21 protein-coding genes and 1 pseudogene are annotated in these 18,615 nt (G+C 65.6%); 14 read left to right on the forward strand and 8 right to left on the reverse strand.

Annotated features, from left to right (window positions below; translation table 11 throughout):
• Positions 1 to 75: 75 nt before the first annotated feature.
• Positions 76 to 525: a manganese-binding transcriptional regulator MntR gene (mntR, locus tag ACK41U_RS02760; RefSeq protein WP_409675595.1), complete on the forward strand. Its 450-nt coding sequence runs from the start codon at positions 76 to 78 to the stop codon at positions 523 to 525.
• Between the two features lie 38 nt (positions 526 to 563).
• On the opposite strand, the gene ACK41U_RS02765 is transcribed toward mntR, so the two are convergent.
• Genes ACK41U_RS02765 through ACK41U_RS02785 form a run of 5 tightly spaced genes read right to left on the reverse strand, consistent with a single transcriptional unit; the run spans position 564 to position 4,994 of the window.
• The gene (locus ACK41U_RS02765; protein ID WP_409675598.1) at positions 564 to 1,223 is read right to left on the reverse strand and encodes a DsbA family protein; all 660 of its coding nucleotides are present in this window, start codon (positions 1,221 to 1,223) and stop codon (positions 564 to 566) included.
• The gene (locus ACK41U_RS02770) at positions 1,220 to 1,606 is read right to left on the reverse strand and encodes a disulfide bond formation protein B (RefSeq protein WP_409675881.1); all 387 of its coding nucleotides are present in this window, start codon (positions 1,604 to 1,606) and stop codon (positions 1,220 to 1,222) included. Before ACK41U_RS02770 ends, ACK41U_RS02765 begins: the two co-directional genes overlap by 4 nt.
• A gap of 37 nt (positions 1,607 to 1,643) precedes the next feature.
• The gene (gene lspA / locus ACK41U_RS02775; protein ID WP_409675602.1) at positions 1,644 to 2,129 is read right to left on the reverse strand and encodes a signal peptidase II; all 486 of its coding nucleotides are present in this window, start codon (positions 2,127 to 2,129) and stop codon (positions 1,644 to 1,646) included.
• Positions 2,126 to 2,749 (reverse strand): methyltransferase family protein, encoded by a 624-nt coding sequence (locus ACK41U_RS02780; protein ID WP_409675605.1) that lies wholly within the window; start codon positions 2,747 to 2,749, stop codon positions 2,126 to 2,128. Before ACK41U_RS02780 ends, lspA begins: the two co-directional genes overlap by 4 nt.
• A gap of 4 nt (positions 2,750 to 2,753) precedes the next feature.
• Positions 2,754 to 4,994: a heavy metal translocating P-type ATPase gene (locus tag ACK41U_RS02785; RefSeq protein WP_409675608.1), complete on the reverse strand. Its 2,241-nt coding sequence runs from the start codon at positions 4,992 to 4,994 to the stop codon at positions 2,754 to 2,756.
• A gap of 89 nt (positions 4,995 to 5,083) precedes the next feature.
• Here ACK41U_RS02785 and ACK41U_RS02790 point away from each other — a divergent pair, with 89 nt between their 5' ends.
• The 6 genes from ACK41U_RS02790 to ACK41U_RS02815 all read left to right on the forward strand — a co-directional run bounded on the left by ACK41U_RS02790 (position 5,084) and on the right by ACK41U_RS02815 (position 9,590).
• Positions 5,084 to 5,521, forward strand: coding sequence for a MerR family transcriptional regulator (locus ACK41U_RS02790; protein ID WP_409675611.1), 438 nt, complete (start codon positions 5,084 to 5,086; stop codon positions 5,519 to 5,521).
• A 513-nt stretch (positions 5,522 to 6,034) separates the two neighbouring features.
• Positions 6,035 to 7,219 carry a M23 family metallopeptidase gene (locus ACK41U_RS02795; RefSeq protein ID WP_409675613.1) on the forward strand — a complete coding sequence of 395 codons (1,185 nt, stop codon included), beginning with the start codon at positions 6,035 to 6,037 and terminating at the stop codon, positions 7,217 to 7,219.
• Positions 7,220 to 7,276: 57 nt separating this feature from the next.
• Positions 7,277 to 7,843: a CAP domain-containing protein gene (locus ACK41U_RS02800; RefSeq protein WP_409675616.1), complete on the forward strand. Its 567-nt coding sequence runs from the start codon at positions 7,277 to 7,279 to the stop codon at positions 7,841 to 7,843.
• Positions 7,844 to 7,855: 12 nt separating this feature from the next.
• Positions 7,856 to 8,440, forward strand: a complete 585-nt coding sequence (locus ACK41U_RS02805) for a L,D-transpeptidase (RefSeq protein ID WP_409675619.1) — start codon at positions 7,856 to 7,858, stop codon at positions 8,438 to 8,440.
• Between the two features lie 94 nt (positions 8,441 to 8,534).
• A complete protein-coding gene (locus ACK41U_RS02810) occupies positions 8,535 to 9,014 on the forward strand; it encodes a DUF411 domain-containing protein (protein WP_409675622.1) in 480 nt (159 codons plus the stop codon).
• 33 nt (positions 9,015 to 9,047) lie between these two features.
• Positions 9,048 to 9,590: a murein L,D-transpeptidase family protein gene (locus ACK41U_RS02815; RefSeq protein WP_409675625.1), complete on the forward strand. Its 543-nt coding sequence runs from the start codon at positions 9,048 to 9,050 to the stop codon at positions 9,588 to 9,590.
• A 148-nt stretch (positions 9,591 to 9,738) separates the two neighbouring features.
• On the opposite strand, the pseudogene ACK41U_RS02820 reads toward ACK41U_RS02815, so the two are convergent.
• Positions 9,739 to 9,915: pseudogene (locus ACK41U_RS02820) on the reverse strand (transposase); the annotation flags it as partial.
• Positions 9,916 to 9,984: 69 nt separating this feature from the next.
• The gene (locus ACK41U_RS02825; protein ID WP_409675628.1) at positions 9,985 to 10,917 is read right to left on the reverse strand and encodes a LysR family transcriptional regulator; all 933 of its coding nucleotides are present in this window, start codon (positions 10,915 to 10,917) and stop codon (positions 9,985 to 9,987) included.
• A 187-nt stretch (positions 10,918 to 11,104) separates the two neighbouring features.
• On the opposite strand from ACK41U_RS02825, the gene ACK41U_RS02830 reads away from it, so the two are divergent.
• From ACK41U_RS02830 to ACK41U_RS02845, 4 genes are read left to right on the forward strand one after another with little or no spacing between them, the layout of a single operon-like run.
• Complete coding sequence (locus tag ACK41U_RS02830) at positions 11,105 to 11,437, forward strand: Dabb family protein (RefSeq protein ID WP_409675631.1); 333 nt, start codon at positions 11,105 to 11,107, stop codon at positions 11,435 to 11,437.
• Entirely contained in the window at positions 11,430 to 12,503 is a 1,074-nt protein-coding gene (locus ACK41U_RS02835; protein ID WP_409675634.1) for a maleylacetate reductase, read from the forward strand. The genes ACK41U_RS02830 and ACK41U_RS02835 overlap by 8 nt, the downstream gene beginning before the upstream one ends.
• On the forward strand, positions 12,500 to 13,357 hold the full coding sequence (locus ACK41U_RS02840) for an intradiol ring-cleavage dioxygenase (RefSeq protein ID WP_409675637.1): 858 nt from the start codon (positions 12,500 to 12,502) through the stop codon (positions 13,355 to 13,357). The genes ACK41U_RS02835 and ACK41U_RS02840 overlap by 4 nt, the downstream gene beginning before the upstream one ends.
• A gap of 25 nt (positions 13,358 to 13,382) precedes the next feature.
• Entirely contained in the window at positions 13,383 to 14,891 is a 1,509-nt protein-coding gene (locus ACK41U_RS02845; RefSeq protein WP_409675640.1) for an aldehyde dehydrogenase family protein, read from the forward strand.
• A 67-nt stretch (positions 14,892 to 14,958) separates the two neighbouring features.
• Here ACK41U_RS02845 and ACK41U_RS02850 read toward each other — a convergent pair whose 3' ends face one another.
• Positions 14,959 to 15,519 carry a nuclear transport factor 2 family protein gene (locus tag ACK41U_RS02850; RefSeq protein WP_409675643.1) on the reverse strand — a complete coding sequence of 187 codons (561 nt, stop codon included), beginning with the start codon at positions 15,517 to 15,519 and terminating at the stop codon, positions 14,959 to 14,961.
• A 415-nt stretch (positions 15,520 to 15,934) separates the two neighbouring features.
• Here ACK41U_RS02850 and ACK41U_RS02855 point away from each other — a divergent pair, with 415 nt between their 5' ends.
• The 3 genes from ACK41U_RS02855 to ACK41U_RS02865 are packed head-to-tail and all read left to right on the forward strand — an operon-like array spanning position 15,935 to position 18,607.
• Positions 15,935 to 17,089: an amidase gene (locus tag ACK41U_RS02855; RefSeq protein WP_409675646.1), complete on the forward strand. Its 1,155-nt coding sequence runs from the start codon at positions 15,935 to 15,937 to the stop codon at positions 17,087 to 17,089.
• A 4-nt stretch (positions 17,090 to 17,093) separates the two neighbouring features.
• Positions 17,094 to 18,224, forward strand: coding sequence for an acyl-CoA dehydrogenase family protein (locus ACK41U_RS02860; protein ID WP_409675649.1), 1,131 nt, complete (start codon positions 17,094 to 17,096; stop codon positions 18,222 to 18,224).
• Positions 18,225 to 18,244: 20 nt separating this feature from the next.
• Positions 18,245 to 18,607: a hypothetical protein gene (locus ACK41U_RS02865; RefSeq protein WP_409675652.1), complete on the forward strand. Its 363-nt coding sequence runs from the start codon at positions 18,245 to 18,247 to the stop codon at positions 18,605 to 18,607.
• Positions 18,608 to 18,615: the final 8 nt, after the last annotated feature.

An 18,615-nucleotide genomic window follows, 5' to 3' on the forward strand; every position in this document is an offset into this window, starting at 1 on the left:
CTTTAAAAATTAGCTGATGCTAACAATTTAGCCTTGGCCTTTGCCTGTCAATCCGCGATGTGCCACACTATCCCGATGACCCATGATCCTTCTGCCGCTGCCCCGACCGACCCTTCGACCTCAGCCAGTCGCGCAGAGGCGTTTCAGGGTGTGCGCGAGGCGCGGCGCAACGAACTGGCCGAGGATTATGTCGAGCTGATCGCCGAGCTGATCCACGAGCACGGAGAGGCCCGGCCCGTCGCCATCGCCGCACGTCTGGGGGTGCGCGCGCCGACCGTGACCAAGGCGCTGGACCGGCTGTCCCGCGAGGGGCTGATCACCCGCGAGCGGTACAGATCCGTGTTTCTGACCGAAAAGGGACGCGCCCTGGCCCGCGACTGCCGCCGCCGCCACGAGATCGTCCTGCGCTTCCTGATCCGCCTCGGGCTGGATGCCGAGACGGCAGAGCGGGATGCCGAAGGCATCGAACACCATGTCAGCGAACGGACGCTGGCGCTGTTTGCGGCCTATGCGGACAAGGGCTAGGGCCAGGGCGGGGGCCAGGGCAGGGGCGGGGGCGGGGTTCAGGACATCTCGACGGCGCGGCGCACCTCCCAGATCAGGCGATCGAATGACAGATCCCTCAGCTGGCGGCCATCCAGAAAAAAGGTCGGGGTCTGGCGGACATCCAGTGTCGCCACATCGGCCGCGTCCTGATTGAGAATGCCGACAATGTCGGGCGACAGGCGCGCGGTCTGCGCCTTTCCGAGGTCCAGACCGGCCGCCCCGGCGATCTGCCATGCCAGGTCCATCCGGGGTGTGCCATGGACCGCCCATTCCGGCTGCCGGTCCAGCAGCGCGTTCAGGACCGGCTCGAACCGGCCCTGCATGCGTGCGGTCTCAAGAATGCGCACGGCCTCGTCCGATCCCTGATGAAAGACCGTATAGCGCATGACGATCCGAACCTGATCGGGGAATTGCGTGCGGATGTCCTGCACGACAGGATGATAGGCGCGGCATGCCTCGCATGAGGGATCGAAGAACTCGACCAGCGTGACCGGGGCATCCGGGGGGCCAAAGCTGGGGGCGTGGCCGCGCACCAGCACCCGCCCGTCCGCCACCGGAGCGGCGGCGGCCTGCGCCTCGGCCTCGGCCTGCCGGGTACGGGTGGTGAGGATTGCGCCGCCGCCAAAGGCGGCCAGCCCGAGGGCCGAGGCTCCGATCAGAAGGGTGCGGCGGTTCATCTGCGTTTTCCTTTTGATGACATGAGGCAGGCAAGGATCGCGGCAAAGGCGATCAGCGCCAGAAAGGGGATCGGCAGGCCCAGAATTGTCTGCGCCTGATCGGTGCAGGACGGCCCGTCTCTGGTGCAGGGGGCGATGCCTTGCGGGATCAGGCCGGCGTAAAGGCCCGAATGCCAGCCGGCCAGCACCAGTCCCGGCACGGCCAGCGGCAGGGCATAGACCCGCGCCAGCCCGTCACCTCGCCACAGCGACAGGCCCAGGACCGGCACCAGCGGGAACATCGCAATGCGTTGATACCAGCACAGGGTGCAGGGCATCTGTCCCAGAACCTCGCCGATGAACAAGGCGCCAAGCGTCGCCGTCAGGGCGATCAGAAAGGCCATGAAAATGGCTGGCTCGTGGCGGCTGACGCCGCCTGTGTCAGCTTTGGTCACTGGCAGGCCCCCTGGATATGGTCGGGCGCAGCGTGCCGGTCAGGATCAGCAGAGCGCCAAGACTGATCGCAATGTCGGCGGCGTTGAACGTGGGCCAGTGCGCGTCCCGCCAATAGAGATCGAGAAAATCGGTGACCGCCCCCTGCCGCAGCCGGTCGACGATATTGCCAAGCGCACCGCCCACGATCAGCGCAAGCCCGATCCGCTCGCGCAGGGTTCTGGCGCGCAGGGCCATGTAGGCGAACATCAGTGCCAGCGCCCCGGTCAATGCCGCCATCAGCAAGGGCCGGCCCGCCATCAGCCCCGACATCATGCCAAAGCTGGCGCCTTCGTTGAAGCTCAGAGTCAGATTGAAGCCCGGGCTGACGGGCAGGATCTGCCCCGGCGAAAGCCGCGACAATGCGACGGCCTTGGTGATCTGATCGACCAGCACGACGACGCCGGTCAGGCCTATGGTAAGGGGGGCCTTCATCGCACATTCCGTCTGTCAGGGCCGATCCAGCGCGGCACGGTTTCCAGATAGCGTCGATACTCTGCACCCAGGGCCCGCGTCAGTTCAGCTTCCTCTGACCGCACCTGCGTGGAAGCCGCCCAGAAGAAAAGCAATGGCGCGAGAATCGCTGGAACAGCCGGGACTGCCAAGGCGACACCGACCAGCAGAAGGCATTGGCCCATGAAGGTCGGGTTGCGGCTGAAGCGGTACAGCCCGCCCGGGACAAGCGTGCCCGTCGCTCCTTCGGCAACACCGACGCGCCACGAGCTGCCCATCGACATCTGCGCCGCAAAGGCCAGCATGGCACCAAGCCCGGCAAGGAATATGCCGGTCAGGCCACGCGCCATGGCACCTTCTTCGATCCGGAACGGGTCCAATTCTTGCAGCGAGGGCCAGATCCCCCAGAGCAGGGCCCCCAGAAAAGGCAGTGCGAAAGCAGCCCTGAACCCCCGCGCGGCCCAACGGTCAGGACCCCGGGCACGGCCGAACAGCCAGATCGGCCTGCCCGCAGCCCGGGCCGCCAAGGTGCCGCCCCAGAGGAAAAGCAGCAGATAGCCCGAGAGCACCGCCAGCGCCGCCCCACCAAAACCGGTCACCATTCGCTCAGCCCTCCCGCTCGGGATCAAACCGCAGCAGACGCAGCGCGTTCAGCGTGACCAGCACTGTCGCCCCGGTATCGGCCAGAATGGCGATCCACAGGCCGGTCATCCCCAGAACTGTCGTCACCAGAAAGACCGCCTTCAGCCCAAGCGCGATGGTGACGTTCTGGCGGATATTGGCCATGGCCGCGCGGGCCAGCCGGATCTGCGCCGGCACATCCGTGACCCGGTCGCGCAGGATCGCCGCGTCTGCGGTCTCCAATGCCACATCGGTGCCCGAGCCCATCGCCACGCCAATGCTGGCCTGTTTGAGTGCGGGGGCGTCATTGATGCCATCCCCGATCATCATCACGCCGCCCTGTTCGTGCATGTCGCGGATCGCCTGCAGCTTGTCCTCGGGCATCATGTCGGCCTGGACCTGCATGCCCAGACCCTCGGCAATGGCGGCCGCGGTGCGGGGATTATCGCCGGTCAGGATCACCGACGAGATGCCCATCGCCGTCAGCTGGCGTATCGCGTCGGCGGCGTCGGCACGGGGTTCGTCCCGCATGGCAATCAGGCCCAGAGGTGTCCCCTCGCGATAGACGGCGACGGTCGTCTTGCCTTCGTTTTCGAAGAGGGTGGCCTGATGCAGGCCGGGTCCGTCCAGCCCGCCGGCCCCGGATGCATGGCGGGGCGAGGTCACCCAGACCGGCGCATCCCCGACGGTCGCCACCACGCCCCGGCCGGGCAGGGCACGGGCATCGTACGCAGGCAGAGCCGTGACGCCGGCGGCCTCGGCCCGTGCCCCGATGGCCTTGGCCAGCGGATGGCTGGAGCCGCGTTCGACAGCGGCGGCAACCGCCAGCAGCTGCGCCTCGGTCGTGGAGCCGAAGACCACCAGATCGGTGACCTGCGGGCGGCCATGGGTCAGTGTGCCGGTCTTGTCAAACGCCACCTGCGAGACCCTGGCCGCCGCCTCGATCACCGCGCCACCCTTCATCAGCAGACCCCGGCGCGCGCCCGTAGACAGCGCCGAGGCGATCGACGCGGGAACCGAGATGACCAGTGCGCAGGGGCAGCCGATCAGCAGCAGCGCCAGCCCGCGATAGATCCAGATGTCCCAAGCCTGACCAAAGACGAGCGGCGGCACCAGCACCACCAATGCCGACAGCGCGACGATGGCGGGCATATACCAGCGGCTGAAGCGATCAATGAACCGCTCGGTTGGCGCGCGCGCCTCCTCGGCCTCTTCGACAAGGCGGATGATCCGCGCGATGGTGTTGTCCTCTGCCGCCTTTGTGACGGTGACGCGCAGGACCGCTTCGGTATTGATCGAACCCGCGAAAACCGCGTCCCCCGGACCACGGGTACTGGGCACGCTTTCGCCGGTCACCGGGCTCTCGTCGATGCCCGAGATCCCTTCGGAAATTTGCCCATCGGCGGGGATCCGGTCACCGGGACGGACCAATACGGTCTGACCGACCTGCAGGCTGGCGGCGGCGACCTCGCGGGTGGTGCCGTCTTGTTCCAGCAGGGCGGTTTTCGGGACCAGATCGGCCAGCGCGCGGATGCCGTCACGGGCCTTGCCTGCCGCGACACCCTCAAGAACCTCGCCCACGGCGAACAGGAACACGACCAGCGCCGCCTCCTCCGCCGCATTGATGAAAAGCGCGCCGAGGGCGGCGATGGTCATCAGCCCCTCGATGGTGAAGACCTGCCCCAGACGCGCGGCGGTAAAGGCACGGCGGGCGACGGGCGCCACGCCGATCAGGCAGGCGGCGACAAAGGCCCATGCGCCGATACGGGGCGCGACAAGCTCTGCCATCCAGGCTGCCGCCAGCAGCAGGCCGGTAAAGATCACCAGCCGGCCCTTGCCGGTCCGATACCAGCTTTTGCCCCGGTCGGCGGGATCGTCATGGACATGGCCGGGACTGCCATGCCCCGGGTGTTCTGCCTTTCGGTGCTGTGCGTGATCGTGTGGATCGCCGGATGCTGTATCGGGCTGGTTGAACCCGGCCCCGTCGGCGTCGCGCGCCACGATCTGGTATCCGAAGGCGCGCACGGTCCGCTCGATCTTGTCGCGTCCGGTCTGCGTTTCGTCCAGCGTCAGTCGCAGGCGTCCCGAGATGATACCGACCTCGACCCCGCTGACGCCTTTCAGGCGACCCACTGCGTTTCTGACCTTTGTTGCACAAGAGCCGCAATCCATGCCGGTGACAGTCCAGTCGCAGGTCGTTTCACCAGGCAGACTCAGTTTCGTCATCATCTTCCCCTCCGCCGAAGCAGGGCAGTTGCCGTCATCGATTCGGATGTTTAATGTCTCTAGCAACTATAGGTTCAAGGAGAATCTTGATGCTGACCATCGGCAAGCTTGGATCATCGACCGGCGTAAAGGTCCCCACGATCCGCTATTACGAGCAGATCGGCCTTCTGCCCGAGCCCGAGCGCAGTTCCGGCAACCAAAGACTATACACCCGCGAGGCACATGAGCGTCTGTCCTTCATCCGCCATGCACGGGAACTGGGATTCTCGCTTGAGGCGATCCGTGACCTGCTCAGCCTGTCGGACAATCCCGATCAGCCCTGCGCGGGGGCCGATGCCATCGCCAGGGCGCAACTGGCCGAGGTCGAAAGCCGTCTTTCCCGGCTGACCGCCCTGAAGGCAGAGCTGGAGCGCATGGTGGTGGAATGTGCAGGCGACAGGATCTCGCGCTGCCGGGTCATCGAAGTGCTTGGCAATCACTCGCTTTGCATCACCGACCACAGCCTGCACGACGATTCCGGTCTGTAAGGCTGGCAGGCCCGAGAGATAAATTCCGGCCCTTTGCGGCGGGTCTGTGCGCCTGCCATGGATCGGCGGCCAGCCCTCGCTCGTCGCCACGGGCGGCGGGCCGCGCATGACCGGGAATCGTCCCGATTGTCTCGGACCTCTCTGACAAATCCGTGATCCCTGGGCATTCCGGCTTGAACCTCTAGTGGCTTGAGATCGCAAAAGGTCCCCGTAGGCCGCAACGGGCAGAGAGAAGAACCGATGCCGATTGATCACCTTGTGTCCGGATGCTGAGCATCCTTGCGGCGCTGCTCGGCGCCTGTCGCGGGGCATACCGGGCAAGAAAGCTGGGAGGGCGCAGGCTGGACATGATCCAGTATGCGTCCGTTTACGCGCTTGCATTCGGATTGGTGGGGACCTTTGCCGGCATTTTTCTGGGGCGTCTGTTGACGCCATGAATCAGAACCCTGCCGCCGTCCGCTGTGCCGTCTGCGGCCGATACGATGTTGTTTTCCTGACGGGATATCTGAACTGATGATTTTGCGAATCTTGCTACTTGCCGGCTCTCTTGCTCTCACCGGCCCCCTGCACGCCCAGACCCCTTTCGGGTCCGCCCTTCCGGCGCAGGCAAGCAGCGTGGTTTCCACGCATGAGGTCATGCCCGGAGACACGCTGGACGCGATCCTGTCGCATGCAGGCATCTCAGCCGCGACCCGCAACGAAGCCGCGCTGGCCATCGCGGATGTGTTCGATCTGTCAACGCTCAGCCCCGGTCAGAGCCTGAGCTGGACTGTCTCCGAGGCTGATCCGACAAAGCTGGATCACCTGTCGCTGCTGATCGAGGATGGAACCGACATCATCCTCGATTTCAGCAAACCGCTGTCGGCGACCGTGATCAGGGCAGAGACCCGGCTTCGGGATCGTCGCGAGGTTCTGGTGCTGGAGAGATCGCTCTATGATACGCTGATCAGTCAGAACGCGCCCGAACGCTTTGCCGTCGATCTGAGCGCGTTGCTGGCCAGCGAGGTTGATTTCCGCCGCGACCTGACGGGCGGAGAACGCCTGGCGCTCATCTGGCAGGAAAGCGTGCTGCCGGATGGGACGATGGTCGCGGAGCCGCGGCTGTCCTATGCACGGCTGGAATTGCGCACAGCGATCTACGAACTGGTGGCAGCCTCCCCCGAGGATCCGTTCATCCTGTTCAAGGACGGCCTGCCCGTGCAGCAAAGTGCCCAGCCCGTGCCGGGCGCACGCCTGTCCTCGGTCTTCGGCAAGCGCAAGCATCCGGTCCTCGGTGTTCAGCGGCTGCATACAGGGGTCGACTATGCGGCACCGATCGGCACCCCTGTCCGCGCAACCGGAGCAGGCAAGGTTCTCTTTGCCGGAACCATGCGCGGATATGGCCGGGTGATCGACATCGACCATGGAAGCGGCGTGGTCACCCGCTATGCGCATCTGTCCCGCTTTGCCCCGGGCATGACCAGTGGGGTCAGGCTGGGCGCCGGCGACCGGATCGGCGATGTCGGAGCGACAGGTCTCGTGAGCGGGCCGAACCTGCATTACGAAGTTCGTGTCAACGGTGAGCCGACGGATCCAAGCGACACGTCACCCGCGCCCCGCGTCATCGTCCCCCGGACGGGCGACCGCGTCCTGCTTGCAGCGGCAAGAGCCGTGACGGGGTTCTTTATCCGCAGGGATACCAATGCCACCGGCATTTAGCGGCCCGGCCGCATTCCTCGCGATCCGACCTGGCGTTATAACGAAGGACCACATGTGATGCCCACCTTCCGGCTTGTGCCGACATCAAGAGAATTCCGCATCGCTGTCGTCCTGCTGATGCTGGCCCCTCTGGCGGGCTGTGCGCAGTTCGACGGACGTCGCGCACCGAAACTGACCGAGGACGGACGTTCGACCGCAGGCATTTACACGGTCACTGCGGCCAATGTCGATCCGATACGGCAACGGGCCGCCGAAACCCTGAACGTCCGGCGTGCCAGAAGCGGTCTGGCCCCCGTCCAGATGGACCCGCGCCTGAACGCAGCTGCTGGCGAACAGTCGGGTGCGATGATGGCGCAGGGACGTGCCTGGCCTTTCGGCCCGAATGGGGAAACCCCGCCCCAGCGCGCACGCCTTGCAGGCTTTCCCGGACGTGTGATCGGCGAGGTCGTCTCGGAAACCTATGAAAGCGAGGTTCTGGCGATCGACGCCTGGATGTCCGACCCGGCGCAGCGCGCGATCTTGATGGATCCCGACGCGCGCGCCATGGGCCTCGGGGTCGCACAGGACGCCAGTCTGAAAAAATGGTGGACGCTGACCGTCGCCGCACACCCTGATCTGTCCTGAGAGGAGAGCACCATGTCCCCACCCCTGAACCGTCGTGGCCTCATTCAGATGGCCGCTGCCGGGATTGCCTTTCCCGGCCTGCTGCGGGCACAAGATACGCCCGCACGCACCATATTGCCCGCACCCGCAGCGCTTCGCCACAATACGGCAAGCTTCACGAACCAGAGCTGGCAAGAGCATTTCACGTCACTGAGGAAGGGGGCGATCCTGTGTGACCTGCAGTCCCGCGCCCTCCATTACTGGTCCGAAGACCAGAGCATCTATCTGGTCTATCCCTCGTCGGTGCCGATGAGCGAGGCCTTGACCAAGCGCGGCTATACCGAAGTCGTTCTGAAGCGCAGAAACCCGACCTGGATCCCGACGCCGAACATGCGGGCGAACGATCCCAGCTTGCCTGATTTTATCGGTCCGGGACCGGACAATCCCCTGGGCAGCCGGGCCCTGAACCTCGGCTGGCAGTATTACCGCATTCACGGGATCGACCTGCTAAGCAAGATCGGACGACCTGCCTCGAACGGATGCGTCGGCCTGTATAACCCGAATGCAGAGCGGTTGTTTGATCTGGTCGAGATCGGAACGCAGGTCCGCTTCCTTTGACCGCAGGTGCGCACCAGATCTTGCGCTGGACAAGAACCGCTGGCGCAGTGTCTTTCTTGAACGCCCGTCAGAAGACAAATCGAGGGAGTAGATCATGATCAGGATGACGCGCCGTCGGGTGCTGTTGGCTGCCGCCGCCAGCGCCTTGCCCGCCAGCGCCTTGCCCGCCGTCGCGGCGGCTGACGGTCCGATGGCGATTCATGTCGTCGAAGGACGAGGCTGCGAGTGTTGCATGCAATGGACCGCCTATCTGAAGGAAAGCGGCTTTGATGTCACCAGTGAACAGCGGTTCGGCACGCTGCTCATGCAGCACAAGATTGATATGGGCGTCCCGATGAGCCTGACATCCTGTCATACCGGGACCATTGACGGCTATTTTCTTGAGGGGCATGTCCCTGTCGCCGATATCCGCAGACTGCTGACCGAAAAGCCTGACGCCCTTGGGCTGACCGTTCCCGGGATGCCATTTGGCAGCCCCGGAATGGGACCTGAAAGCCGCCGCGAAGCCTATGATGTCCTGCTGGTCCACAAGGATGGCAGCAGTGACGTTTTTAACCACTACCCCGCTGCATAAAAAAAAACGACGACCCGAGCAGGAAACAAATCCATGTCACATCTCACCCGGCGCCATGCTTCACTGGGGTTGCTTGCGGCTTTGGCGGCCTGCGGTCAATCGGGGCCGACGGCTCCTGGCCGCACCACCACACCTCAGTTCAAGCGATATTCCGGTCCGCCCGTCACGCAGGTCGTGGTTCAGAAGGCCGCGCGACGGATGTTTCTGCTGAACGGGCAGACAGTGTTGCGGTCCTATGACTTTGGTCTGGGCAATCAGCCTGTCGGCCCCAAGCAGTTTGAAGGCGACGGGAAAACACCCGAAGGTCTGTATTTCGTCGATCGCTTCAACCCGCGCAGTCGCTATCACCTGTCAGTCGGGATTTCCTACCCGAACGCGCAGGACCGTGCATTCGCAGCGCAGTTTGGCCGCAGCGCAGGCGGCGACATCATGTTCCACGGACGTGGTCCGGAGGGCAACAGACTGGCCGTGAAGAACCGGGACTGGACCGCCGGCTGTCTGGCCCTGACCGATCAGGAGATCGAGGACGTTTACGCGATGCTTGAGCCGGGCGTGCCGGTGATGATCTACGCCTAGTTGCCCCTCATCTTCTATAGCCGCGACCCATTAGCAGGGTGCTGAAATAGTCGTACGAGCAGAGCGGTTTCCGCCGTTCTGGGCGGGGTGGCGTGATTTTCCGGCCTTTCCTGGCCTTTCGGCATGGGTGGCCCGGTGGTCCTGGTCCTCAGGCGACCAGTAGCCTTGGCAGCCGGGCAAGGTTTGCCGCTGCGAGCGTGAGGATGAAGCGCGACCGCACCCTTTCGACGCCTCGACAGACCGTCTGCGCAGCCCCTCCCACAGTCTTGGACCAGCCGAAAAGCTCCTCGATGCGCTTCCGATGCCGCAGGGACAGGGCATAGCCTTCATCAGGAACCACCACCGGATTTTCCAGATCCGGGTCGAGATCAGCAACGCAGGTCTGAGCTGCCGTTCAGTGCCGCGTGGTGGCGCCACGGTGCCACCGTGCCTCCAGCGCATTCTCGGCAAAATGCGTCACCAATGCGTCGATGAACAAGCGCGAGCGCAGCGGCAGATAGCTGCGCGTCGGATAGGCCACATTCATCGTCAGCCCGGTCGGGCACCAGTCCTCCAGCACCCGGACCAGACGCCCCGCCGCCAGATCGTCGTGCAGGATATAGGCCGGTTGCAAAAGGATGCCCATGTCCTGCTGCGCCGCCTGCCTGATCAGCTGGCCGTCATTGCCGACAAAACTGCCCTTGACCGCGAAACGCCGCGTGTCAGTGCCCCGGCTCAGCACCATGGTTTCAAAATCGTCGGCCAGCGTATACAGCAGCAGGCTGTGGCGGGTCAGATCCTCGGGTGACGCAGGCAGGCCGTGGCGGGCCAGATAGCCGGGCGAGGCGGCCAGAACGCGCGGCACCTCGGCCAGCCTGCGGATCGTGATGCTGCTGTCGGGCTCTGATACCTTGGTGCGGATGGCCAGATCCAGCCCGCTTTCGACGATGTCCTGATACCGGTTGGACGCCTGCAGGTCGATCTGCACCAGCGGATAGCGGGCGCTGAAGTCGCGGATGACCGGCACCAGATGCAGCATCGCAAAGGACAGCGACGCCCCGATGCGCAGCAGGCCGTGCGGCTCGGCCGCGCCGCGGCTGACGCTGTCCTCGGCCTCGCGCATGCGGCTGAGGATCTCGCGCGCGCTGCGCGCGAATTCCGATCCTTCCGAGGTCAGGGCAAGCTGTCGCGTGGTGCGCTGGATCAGCCGCACGCCCAGCCGCCGCTCCAGCCCCGACAGCGCGCGGCTGACGCCCGAAACGGACATGCCAAGCACCTCAGAGGCGCGCGTCAGGTTCGCCTCATCGGCGATACTCAGAAAAACCTCCAGTTCCGCGACCCGATCCATTCCTCGTCCCCCACCACGCGATTACAGTAATAATCATGCAAATGGAGTGCATCTGTCAAGAATTGTGTCAATCCCGCGACAGCCTTTGCATGGCTTGCAAAAGTATTTCGCAGAATACGTGATTTATGAAGCAGTTCACCCGTGGCAGGATCGCCGGAACAGGCCATCATCAGGGGGGACCGGCAGGATGACCGACACAAGCCACCCGATTCGTCACATCGTGTTGTGGCGCGTCGCGGCAGAGACCGAACCCGACCGCCGCGCGGCCATCGACCGCGTCCGCAGCGAATTCGAATCTCTGCGCGGGCGTATTCCCGGCCTCTTGCGGCTGGAGATCGGCGTCGATGTCAGCCGGGTCGCCTATGCCTGCGACATGGTTCTGGTCAGCGACTTCGACAGCCCTGACGCGCTTGCCGCCTATGCCGGCCACCCCGAGCATCTGGCCGTCCGCCAGCGGCTGGAGGGGCTGCGGATCGCCCGGCATCAGGTCGATTACCCGATCGGAGGCAGCCATGCGTGACCGGGATTTCACCTATACCGGCCTTGCCGCGCGCGTGATCTTTGGCGCGGGCACCACGGCCCGGCTGCCCGACGAGGTTGACCGCCTTGGCGCGCGGCGCGCGCTGGTGCTGTCCACCCCCGCTCAGGCCGCGCAGGCCGAAGCACTGGCCGCCATGCTGGGCGCGCGGGCGGCAGGCGTCTTCGCCGGGGCGGCGATGCACACCCCGGTCGAGATCAGCGATCTGGCCGCAGACCGGGCGCGGGCGCTGCGGGCGGATGTGGTGATTGCCGTGGGGGGCGGCTCGACCACGGGGCTGGCCAAGGCCATCGCCTTGCGCACCGACCTGCCCCAGATCGTGCTGCCCACGACCTATGCGGGGTCCGAGGTGACACCGATCATCGGCGAGACCTCGGGCGGACAGAAGCGCACGCAGACCACGCCCAAGGTGCTGCCCGAAGTGGTGATCTATGACATCGACAGCACGCTTGACCTGCCCTCGGGCATGTCGGGCACCAGCGGGCTGAACGCCATCGCCCATGCGGTCGAGGCGCTCTATGCCCGCGACACCAACCCGGTCATTGCGCTGATGGCCGTCGAAGGGATCGCCGCGCTGACCCGCGCTCTGCCGGTGATCGCGACGGCGCCGCAGGACCGGTCCGCACGGGCGGATGCGCTGTACGGGGCGTGGCTGTGCGGCATCTGTCTGGGTTCGGTCGGCATGGCCCTGCATCACAAGCTGTGCCACACGCTTGGCGGCAGCTTTGATCTGCCGCATGCGGACACCCATGCCGTCATCCTGCCCCATGCGCTGGCCGCCAATGCGCCCGCCGTGCCCGGGGCGATGGCGCGGTTGCGCCCGGTGCTGGGTCCCGACCCGGCACGGGCGCTGTTCGATCTGGCCCGCGCCGTGGGCGCGCCTGCCGCGCTGTCGGATCTGGGCATGGATGAGAGCGGCATCGAATCCGCCGTGGAACTTGCGCTGAGCAACCCCTATCCCAACCCGCGCCCGCTGGCGCGCGACTGGCTGACGGCGCTGATCCGCGACGCGCATGCCGGTCGTCCCCCTGCTGTGGTGACGCCATGACACATCTCAACGAAGCGAACTCGGTCGATGTGGTCAACGCCCGCACCGGCCCCGACGCCGACCCCCGGCTGGCGCAGATCGTCGCGGCCCTCGTCCGTCACCTGCATGCGCTGGTGCGTGAGGTCGAGCCGACCGAAACGGAATGGAGTGCGGCCATCGACTTTCTGACCCGCACCGGCCAGATCAGCACCGAGACGCGACAGGAATTCATCCTGCTGTCGGATGCCCTGGGCGTGTCGATGCTGGTCGATGCGATCAACAACCGCCTGCCGCAGGGCGCGACCGAGACCACCGTCTTTGGCCCCTTCCATGTCGATGACGCCCCCGAACGCCCGATGGGCGCGCTGATCAGTCTCGACGGAAAGGGAGAGGTCTGCCTGTTTCACGGCCGCGTGCTGGATCTGGACGGACAGCCCGTGGAAGATGCGCGCGTGGATGTCTGGTCCGACAATGCGGACGGGTTCTATGATGTGCAGCAGCCCGACCTGCAACCGGCCTGGAACAATCGCGGCGTCTTCCGCACCGGGCCGGACGGGCGCTATGCGTTCCGGGGCATCAGGCCGGTCTCGTATCCGATCCCGGATGACGGACCGGTGGGGCAGATGCTGACGCGGCTGGACCGTCATCCGTGGCGGCCCGCGCACACGCATTTCAAGATCGACGCACCCGGTTGCCGGACGCTGATCACCCATCTGTTCGTGGCAGAAGACCCGTTTCTGGACAGCGATGCGGTCTTTGGCGTCAAGCCCTCGCTGATCGCCGGTTTCCGCGCCGCTGACCGACCCGACGAGGTCTGGCCCGATACGAAATGGCAGGTTCAGTTCGATTTCATCCTGTGCCGGAACCCCGCCTGACGCCATCCCCAAAAGGAAAGCCGCCATGAAGATCATGCCCCCCGACAGCCCCGTCACCGCGATCCTGCCCGCCGTGGCCAGCTTTCTGACAGCGCCGCTGATGCAGATCGGGGCCGATGCCTGCGCCGCGCTGGACGGATCGGCCTTTGAGGTCTACGACCCCGCCACCGGCAAGGTTCTGGCCCGTGTTCCCGCAGGCGGTGCCGCCGATGTGGACCGCGCCGTACGCACGGCGCAGGCGGCGTTCGAGGGGCCGTGGTCGCGCCTGCTGCCCGCGCAGCGTCAGCGGCTGATGCTGGATCTGGCCGATCTGATCGAGGCGAACGGCGAGGAACTGGCTCAGATCGAGACTCTGAATCAGGGCAAGTCGATCATGCTGTCGCGCCTGATCGAGGTGCAATCCTCGGCCGAATACCTGCGCTATATGGCAGGCTGGGCCACCAAGATCGAAGGCGCGACGCTGGACGTGTCGATCCCGATCCCGCCCGGAACGCAGTATCAGGCCTATACCCGCAAAGAGCCGGTGGGCGTGGTGGCCGCCATCACGCCGTGGAATTTTCCGCTGAACATGGCCGTCTGGAAAATCGCGCCCGCGCTTGCGGCGGGCTGTACCATCGTGCTGAAGCCCGCAGAAGAGACACCGCTGACCGCGATCCGGCTGGCGCAGCTGTGCCTTGAGGCGGGCATCCCCGAGGGTGTGGTCAATGTCGTGACCGGCACCGGGGCGGCTGCCGGAGCGGCGCTGGTGGCCCATCCCGGCATCGCCAAGATCACCTTCACAGGCTCGACCGGGACGGGCAAGCGGATCGGCCAGCAGGCCATGGCCGACATGAAGCGGGTCACGCTGGAGCTGGGCGGCAAGGCGCCGATGGTCATGTTCGCAGATATGGATCTGGATCTTCTTGGCACCGCCGCCGGGATCGGCTGCTTTTTCAACAGCGGCCAGACATGCTGTGCGGGCACGCGCATCTATGTCCAGCGCGCCATTCATGACGAGGTCGTCGGGGCCCTGACCGGGCTGGCATCGGGCCTTTCGGTCGGACCGGGGCTGGACCCGGCGCATCAGATCAACCCGATGGTCTCGGCCCGCCATCAGGCCCATGTCACCCGCGCCATCGCGCGGGCGCGGGACGAGGGCGCGGTGCCGCTGATCAACGCCACCGCCCCGGAGACGGGCTTTTTCGTAGCCCCCGAACTGTTCACCGGCGCCACCCAGGACATGGCGCTGATGCAGGATGAGATTTTCGGCCCCGTCGTCACGATCACGCCCTTTGAGACTGAAGACGAGGCGATCCGGCTGGCCAATGACACGCGCTATGGGCTGGGCGCCTCGATCTGGACGCAGGACCTGAACAAGGTCATGCGCACTGTCCCGCGCATTCAGGCGGGGACGGTCTGGGTCAACAGCCATAACATTCCCGACCAGAACATGCCTTTCGGCGGGCGCAAACAGTCGGGCATCGGGCGCGAGCACGGGCGTGGCGCGCTGGACAATTATCTGGAAACGAAATCCGTCTGCATCGCCTATCGCTGATCAGAAAGGCCCGCCGCGTTTGCGCGGCGGGCCTTGGGCCTCCCGGTGTCGTGTCTGTGGCGACGGCTCAGGGCCGCATCAGGACCGAGGCTTTGGGGAAATCCGAGGCCCAGGTCGCGGGCAAAGGCGCCACAAAGACATTCTCGGTCCGGGTGCGGGTGATGCGCCACTGGCCATCGTCCTCTTGCCGGAATGTGTTGTTCAACCGCGAGGATCGCAGCAGCGCGCGCCCGTCCGAAAACAGCCAGGGCTGCATATGCACCCATTGCCCGTCCGCGGTCGTGCCCTCGGGGTGAACATGGATCTGCTCGGATGTCAGGTAGTGACAGTTCAGGATCAGCGCCGGATCGGTCTTGCCGCCCCAGAACCCCTCGAAATGGCGGCGGATTGCGTCGGCCCCCTCGGCACGGCCGAACTGGTTGTCGTAATATTCACCGACCCCCTCCCAGACCGCATCCTGCGTGTAAAGCTGCATGATCAGGTCGATGCGTTGGGCATCGCTGGTCACGCCGAATTCGGGCATCGGCGTGTCGCACAAAAACATGTAGCGGGCCTGAATGCGGCGGATTTCGGCCTCGGCCTCCAGCCGTGCGATTCTGCGGGTCAGATCTGTGATTATGTCGCTCATCGGTCCTCCTGCGGGTCACTGCTGACTGCCAGATGACAGCCTGCGCCAAGGCTAAGCCTCAGCGGGTCCAATATATACAGTAATATTACTGTAAATGTAGCCTGCGCGCCGATACTCCTTTCAAGCATCTGATATTTATTGATTTTCCTTCTGGAACCCTGCCCGCGAAAGAGTCTTGTCAAAGCTGCAAAAATGGCGGGCTGCGGCCATGCTAACCTGACCGTTCAGGCTGCAACGGCCCTTTTGTCAACCGGGATGACTCGTCTGCTTTGGCAGAGGACGTCGCCTGAGATCCCGCAACACACTGATTCAAAATCATTTTTATACCAACCCAGAATGATGATGATTGACGAATCGCTTTATTACAGTAATATTCATGTACATTCACCGCCACGCCCAAGCTCAGGACGCCGCCATGATCACCGCAACCGTCAGCTCTGTTCCGGGCATCCTCGTGCACCTCGATCTGGGCGATCCCACGGGCCTCCGTGTTGCCGTGAAGGATTGTCTGGACATCGCCGGGCTGCCGACGCGCTGCGGCACGGCGGCGCGGGCAGATGCGGCACCCGCGCAGGTCCATGCCACGGTCGTTGCCCGTCTGCTGGACCACGGCTTCCGGATCGTCGGCAAGACGCGGATGCACGAGCTGGCCTTTGGTATGACCGGCGTGAACGCCCATGACGGCACACCGGTCAACCCACGCTGGCCGGACCGCATTCCGGGCGGGTCGTCGTCGGGATCAGCAGTGGCAGTGGCGGCCGGGCTGGCCGATATCGCCATCGGCACGGATACCGGCGGCTCGGTCCGCCAGCCCGCGATCTGCTGCGGCGTCATCGGCTTCAAGCCCGGATTTGGCCGCATTCCCCGGCAGGGCGCGTATCCCGCCGACAGCTCTCTGGACTGCATCGGCCCGATGGCACGGAGCATGGACGGGATCGAACGCGCCATGCAGGCCCTCGATCCGGATTTTGTGCCCGAACGCCTGCCGGATGCGCCACGGCTGGTCCGGCTGCGCACCGATCTGGCGCGCGATCTGGGGCACGACCTGATCCTGCCGCTGATGGAACAGGGCTATCCCCTGCCCCGGATCGACCTGCCGCTGATGGACGACGCCTTCCGCGCCGCCATGACCATCATCGCCCACGAGACCCGCCTGGCCTTTGGCGACCTGCTGGACACCGGGCTGCTGGGCGCCGATGTGCGCGACCGCCTGATCGCGGCCAGCCGGGTGACGCCGCAGGATCTGGCCGGGGCCGAAGCCGTCAGACGCGCCTTTACAGCGCAGGTCGATGCCGTTCTGGACGATTGCGACGCGCTGGTGACCCCGGCCCTGCCCGAGGTCGCGCCGCAGCTGTCGCAGGCCGGTGACCCGGCGCGCATCCTGCCGCTGACCCGCTATCTGCGCCCCTTTAACCTGTCGGGCCACCCCGCCATCGTATTGCCCATGCTGACGACCACCGGCCTGCCCGCCGGGCTGCAGATCGTCGCCCGCAAAGGACAGGAGGCACGTCTTTGCGCCATTGCCCGCTGGCTGACCGACACCGTTCCACGCCTTTCGACAAAGGACTGATCAGATGAACATGCACCCCCGGCCATCCGGCCTCGACGCGCTGAAACAGCAGCTTTCCGACCGCGCGGCCGAATTTCAGAGCCTGCGCCACATTCCGAAGGACATCGTGCGGCAGTTCCAGCAGATCGGCGTCTATCGCGCCTTCGTGCCAGAGCGGTTCGGCGGCGACGCCCTGACCCCCGCGCAGTTCTGCCGCCTGATCGAAGAGATTTCGACCGCTGACGCCTCGGCGGGATGGGTCGCCAGCTTTGGTGTCTCGGCCACCTATCTGGCGGCCCTGCCGCCGCAGACCTATGCCGCGATCTATGGCGCCGATCCCGATACGGTCTTTGCCGGGGCGATGTTTCCGCCCCAGCCCGCACAACGGGTGCCGGGCGGGCTGGAGGTCTCGGGTCGCTGGCCCTGGGGGTCGGGCGTGATGGGCGCCTCGATCGTGGGCGCCGGCATCAGGATCGCGGGCGAGGACAGCCCCCTGCCCCGCACCGCCGTCATGCCGCGCGACAGCATCACCGTCGATCAGACATGGGACACGGTCGGCCTGCGGGCCACAGGCAGCCATGACATCGTGGCCGACCGCGTGATCGTCCCCGAGGACTGGACCTTTATCCGTGGCGGCACGCCGCAGATGGACGACCCGATCTTCCGCTATCCGGCGATGGCGCTGGCGGCGCAGGTGCTGGCGGTCGTGGCTCTGGGTGCGGCGCGTGGCGCGCTGGACTGGCTGCGCGGCGATGCGCTTGGCCGCGTCTCGGTCACCGGCGCGCCCAGCCCTGCGGCCCGCGCGTATGTCCAGATCGAATTCGCCCGCGCCGAGGCCCTGCTGGAGGGGGCCCGCGCGGCCTTCTACGACGCAATCGGCGCTGGCTGGGATGAGTTGCTGACCCAGGGCGAGGTTGCCCCAGAGACCCGGCTGCGGCTGCGCCACACCGCCTCGCTTGCGGCGCGCGACGGGGCCGAGGCGGCGCGTCTGGCCTTTGTGCTGGGCGGGTCCGAGGCGATCGCCACCAACCACCGGCTGGGGCGCAGCATGATCGACGCGGCCAGCGTGGCCCAGCACGCCTTCATCGGCGCAGGCAGCTGGCAGGCCGCAGGGGCCGCGCTGTTCGGCCAGCAGACCCCGCCGGGCTATCCGTAACGACAACCGAAAGAACGACCATGACCGAACCCACCCCCCTCCGCACGCTGCTGTGCTTTTCGATGCAGCCCGCGTTCTTTGACCTGCCCTTTGGCCGGATCGGCCCGGTCTGGCAGGCCACGCAGGCGCTGATGTCGGGCGTGGCCCGTCTGCCGGGCGTGGCGATCCTTGGCACGATGGACGACGACCAGACCATGGTCGGCATGTCCACGGGCCAGCCCGCCACCTGGTATATCCTTGCCGATTTTCCGGACCGCCAGTCGGTGATCGCCGCCTGCAACCTGCTGCGCAGCACGGTCGTGGACGACGACGATCACCGGCTGTGGAAATACATGCGCGTCGAGGCCCGGATGGGCCGGGCGCTGACCATTCCCGACCTGTGATCCCCTCA

Source organism: Paracoccus sp. (in: a-proteobacteria), from assembly GCF_046289755.1.
Lineage (GTDB): Bacteria > Pseudomonadota > Alphaproteobacteria > Rhodobacterales > Rhodobacteraceae > Paracoccus.

Bases quoted from the DNA above. Each gene is read 5' to 3' on its own strand.
- ACK41U_RS02765 (WP_409675598.1), bottom strand. From the start codon at position 1,223: ATGAACCGCCGCACCCTTCTGATCGGAGCCTCGGCCCTCGGGCTGGCC.
- ACK41U_RS02845 (WP_409675640.1), top strand. From the start codon at position 13,383: ATGAAGATCATGCCCCCCGACAGCCCCGTCACCGCGATCCTGCCCGCC.
- ACK41U_RS02800 (WP_409675616.1), top strand. From the start codon at position 7,277: ATGCCCACCTTCCGGCTTGTGCCGACATCAAGAGAATTCCGCATCGCT.
- ACK41U_RS02815 (WP_409675625.1), top strand. From the start codon at position 9,048: ATGTCACATCTCACCCGGCGCCATGCTTCACTGGGGTTGCTTGCGGCT.
- ACK41U_RS02780 (WP_409675605.1), bottom strand. From the start codon at position 2,749: ATGGTGACCGGTTTTGGTGGGGCGGCGCTGGCGGTGCTCTCGGGCTAT.
- ACK41U_RS02825 (WP_409675628.1), bottom strand. From the start codon at position 10,917: ATGGATCGGGTCGCGGAACTGGAGGTTTTTCTGAGTATCGCCGATGAG.
- mntR (WP_409675595.1), top strand. From the start codon at position 76: ATGACCCATGATCCTTCTGCCGCTGCCCCGACCGACCCTTCGACCTCA.
- ACK41U_RS02865 (WP_409675652.1), top strand. From the start codon at position 18,245: ATGACCGAACCCACCCCCCTCCGCACGCTGCTGTGCTTTTCGATGCAG.
- ACK41U_RS02850 (WP_409675643.1), bottom strand. From the start codon at position 15,519: ATGAGCGACATAATCACAGATCTGACCCGCAGAATCGCACGGCTGGAG.
- ACK41U_RS02805 (WP_409675619.1), top strand. From the start codon at position 7,856: ATGTCCCCACCCCTGAACCGTCGTGGCCTCATTCAGATGGCCGCTGCC.
- ACK41U_RS02830 (WP_409675631.1), top strand. From the start codon at position 11,105: ATGACCGACACAAGCCACCCGATTCGTCACATCGTGTTGTGGCGCGTC.
- lspA (WP_409675602.1), bottom strand. From the start codon at position 2,129: ATGAAGGCCCCCCTTACCATAGGCCTGACCGGCGTCGTCGTGCTGGTC.
- ACK41U_RS02810 (WP_409675622.1), top strand. From the start codon at position 8,535: ATGATCAGGATGACGCGCCGTCGGGTGCTGTTGGCTGCCGCCGCCAGC.
- ACK41U_RS02785 (WP_409675608.1), bottom strand. From the start codon at position 4,994: ATGACGAAACTGAGTCTGCCTGGTGAAACGACCTGCGACTGGACTGTC.
- ACK41U_RS02790 (WP_409675611.1), top strand. From the start codon at position 5,084: ATGCTGACCATCGGCAAGCTTGGATCATCGACCGGCGTAAAGGTCCCC.
- ACK41U_RS02795 (WP_409675613.1), top strand. From the start codon at position 6,035: ATGATTTTGCGAATCTTGCTACTTGCCGGCTCTCTTGCTCTCACCGGC.
- ACK41U_RS02770 (WP_409675881.1), bottom strand. From the start codon at position 1,606: ATGGCCTTTCTGATCGCCCTGACGGCGACGCTTGGCGCCTTGTTCATC.
- ACK41U_RS02840 (WP_409675637.1), top strand. From the start codon at position 12,500: ATGACACATCTCAACGAAGCGAACTCGGTCGATGTGGTCAACGCCCGC.
- ACK41U_RS02835 (WP_409675634.1), top strand. From the start codon at position 11,430: ATGCGTGACCGGGATTTCACCTATACCGGCCTTGCCGCGCGCGTGATC.
- ACK41U_RS02860 (WP_409675649.1), top strand. From the start codon at position 17,094: ATGAACATGCACCCCCGGCCATCCGGCCTCGACGCGCTGAAACAGCAG.
- ACK41U_RS02855 (WP_409675646.1), top strand. From the start codon at position 15,935: ATGATCACCGCAACCGTCAGCTCTGTTCCGGGCATCCTCGTGCACCTC.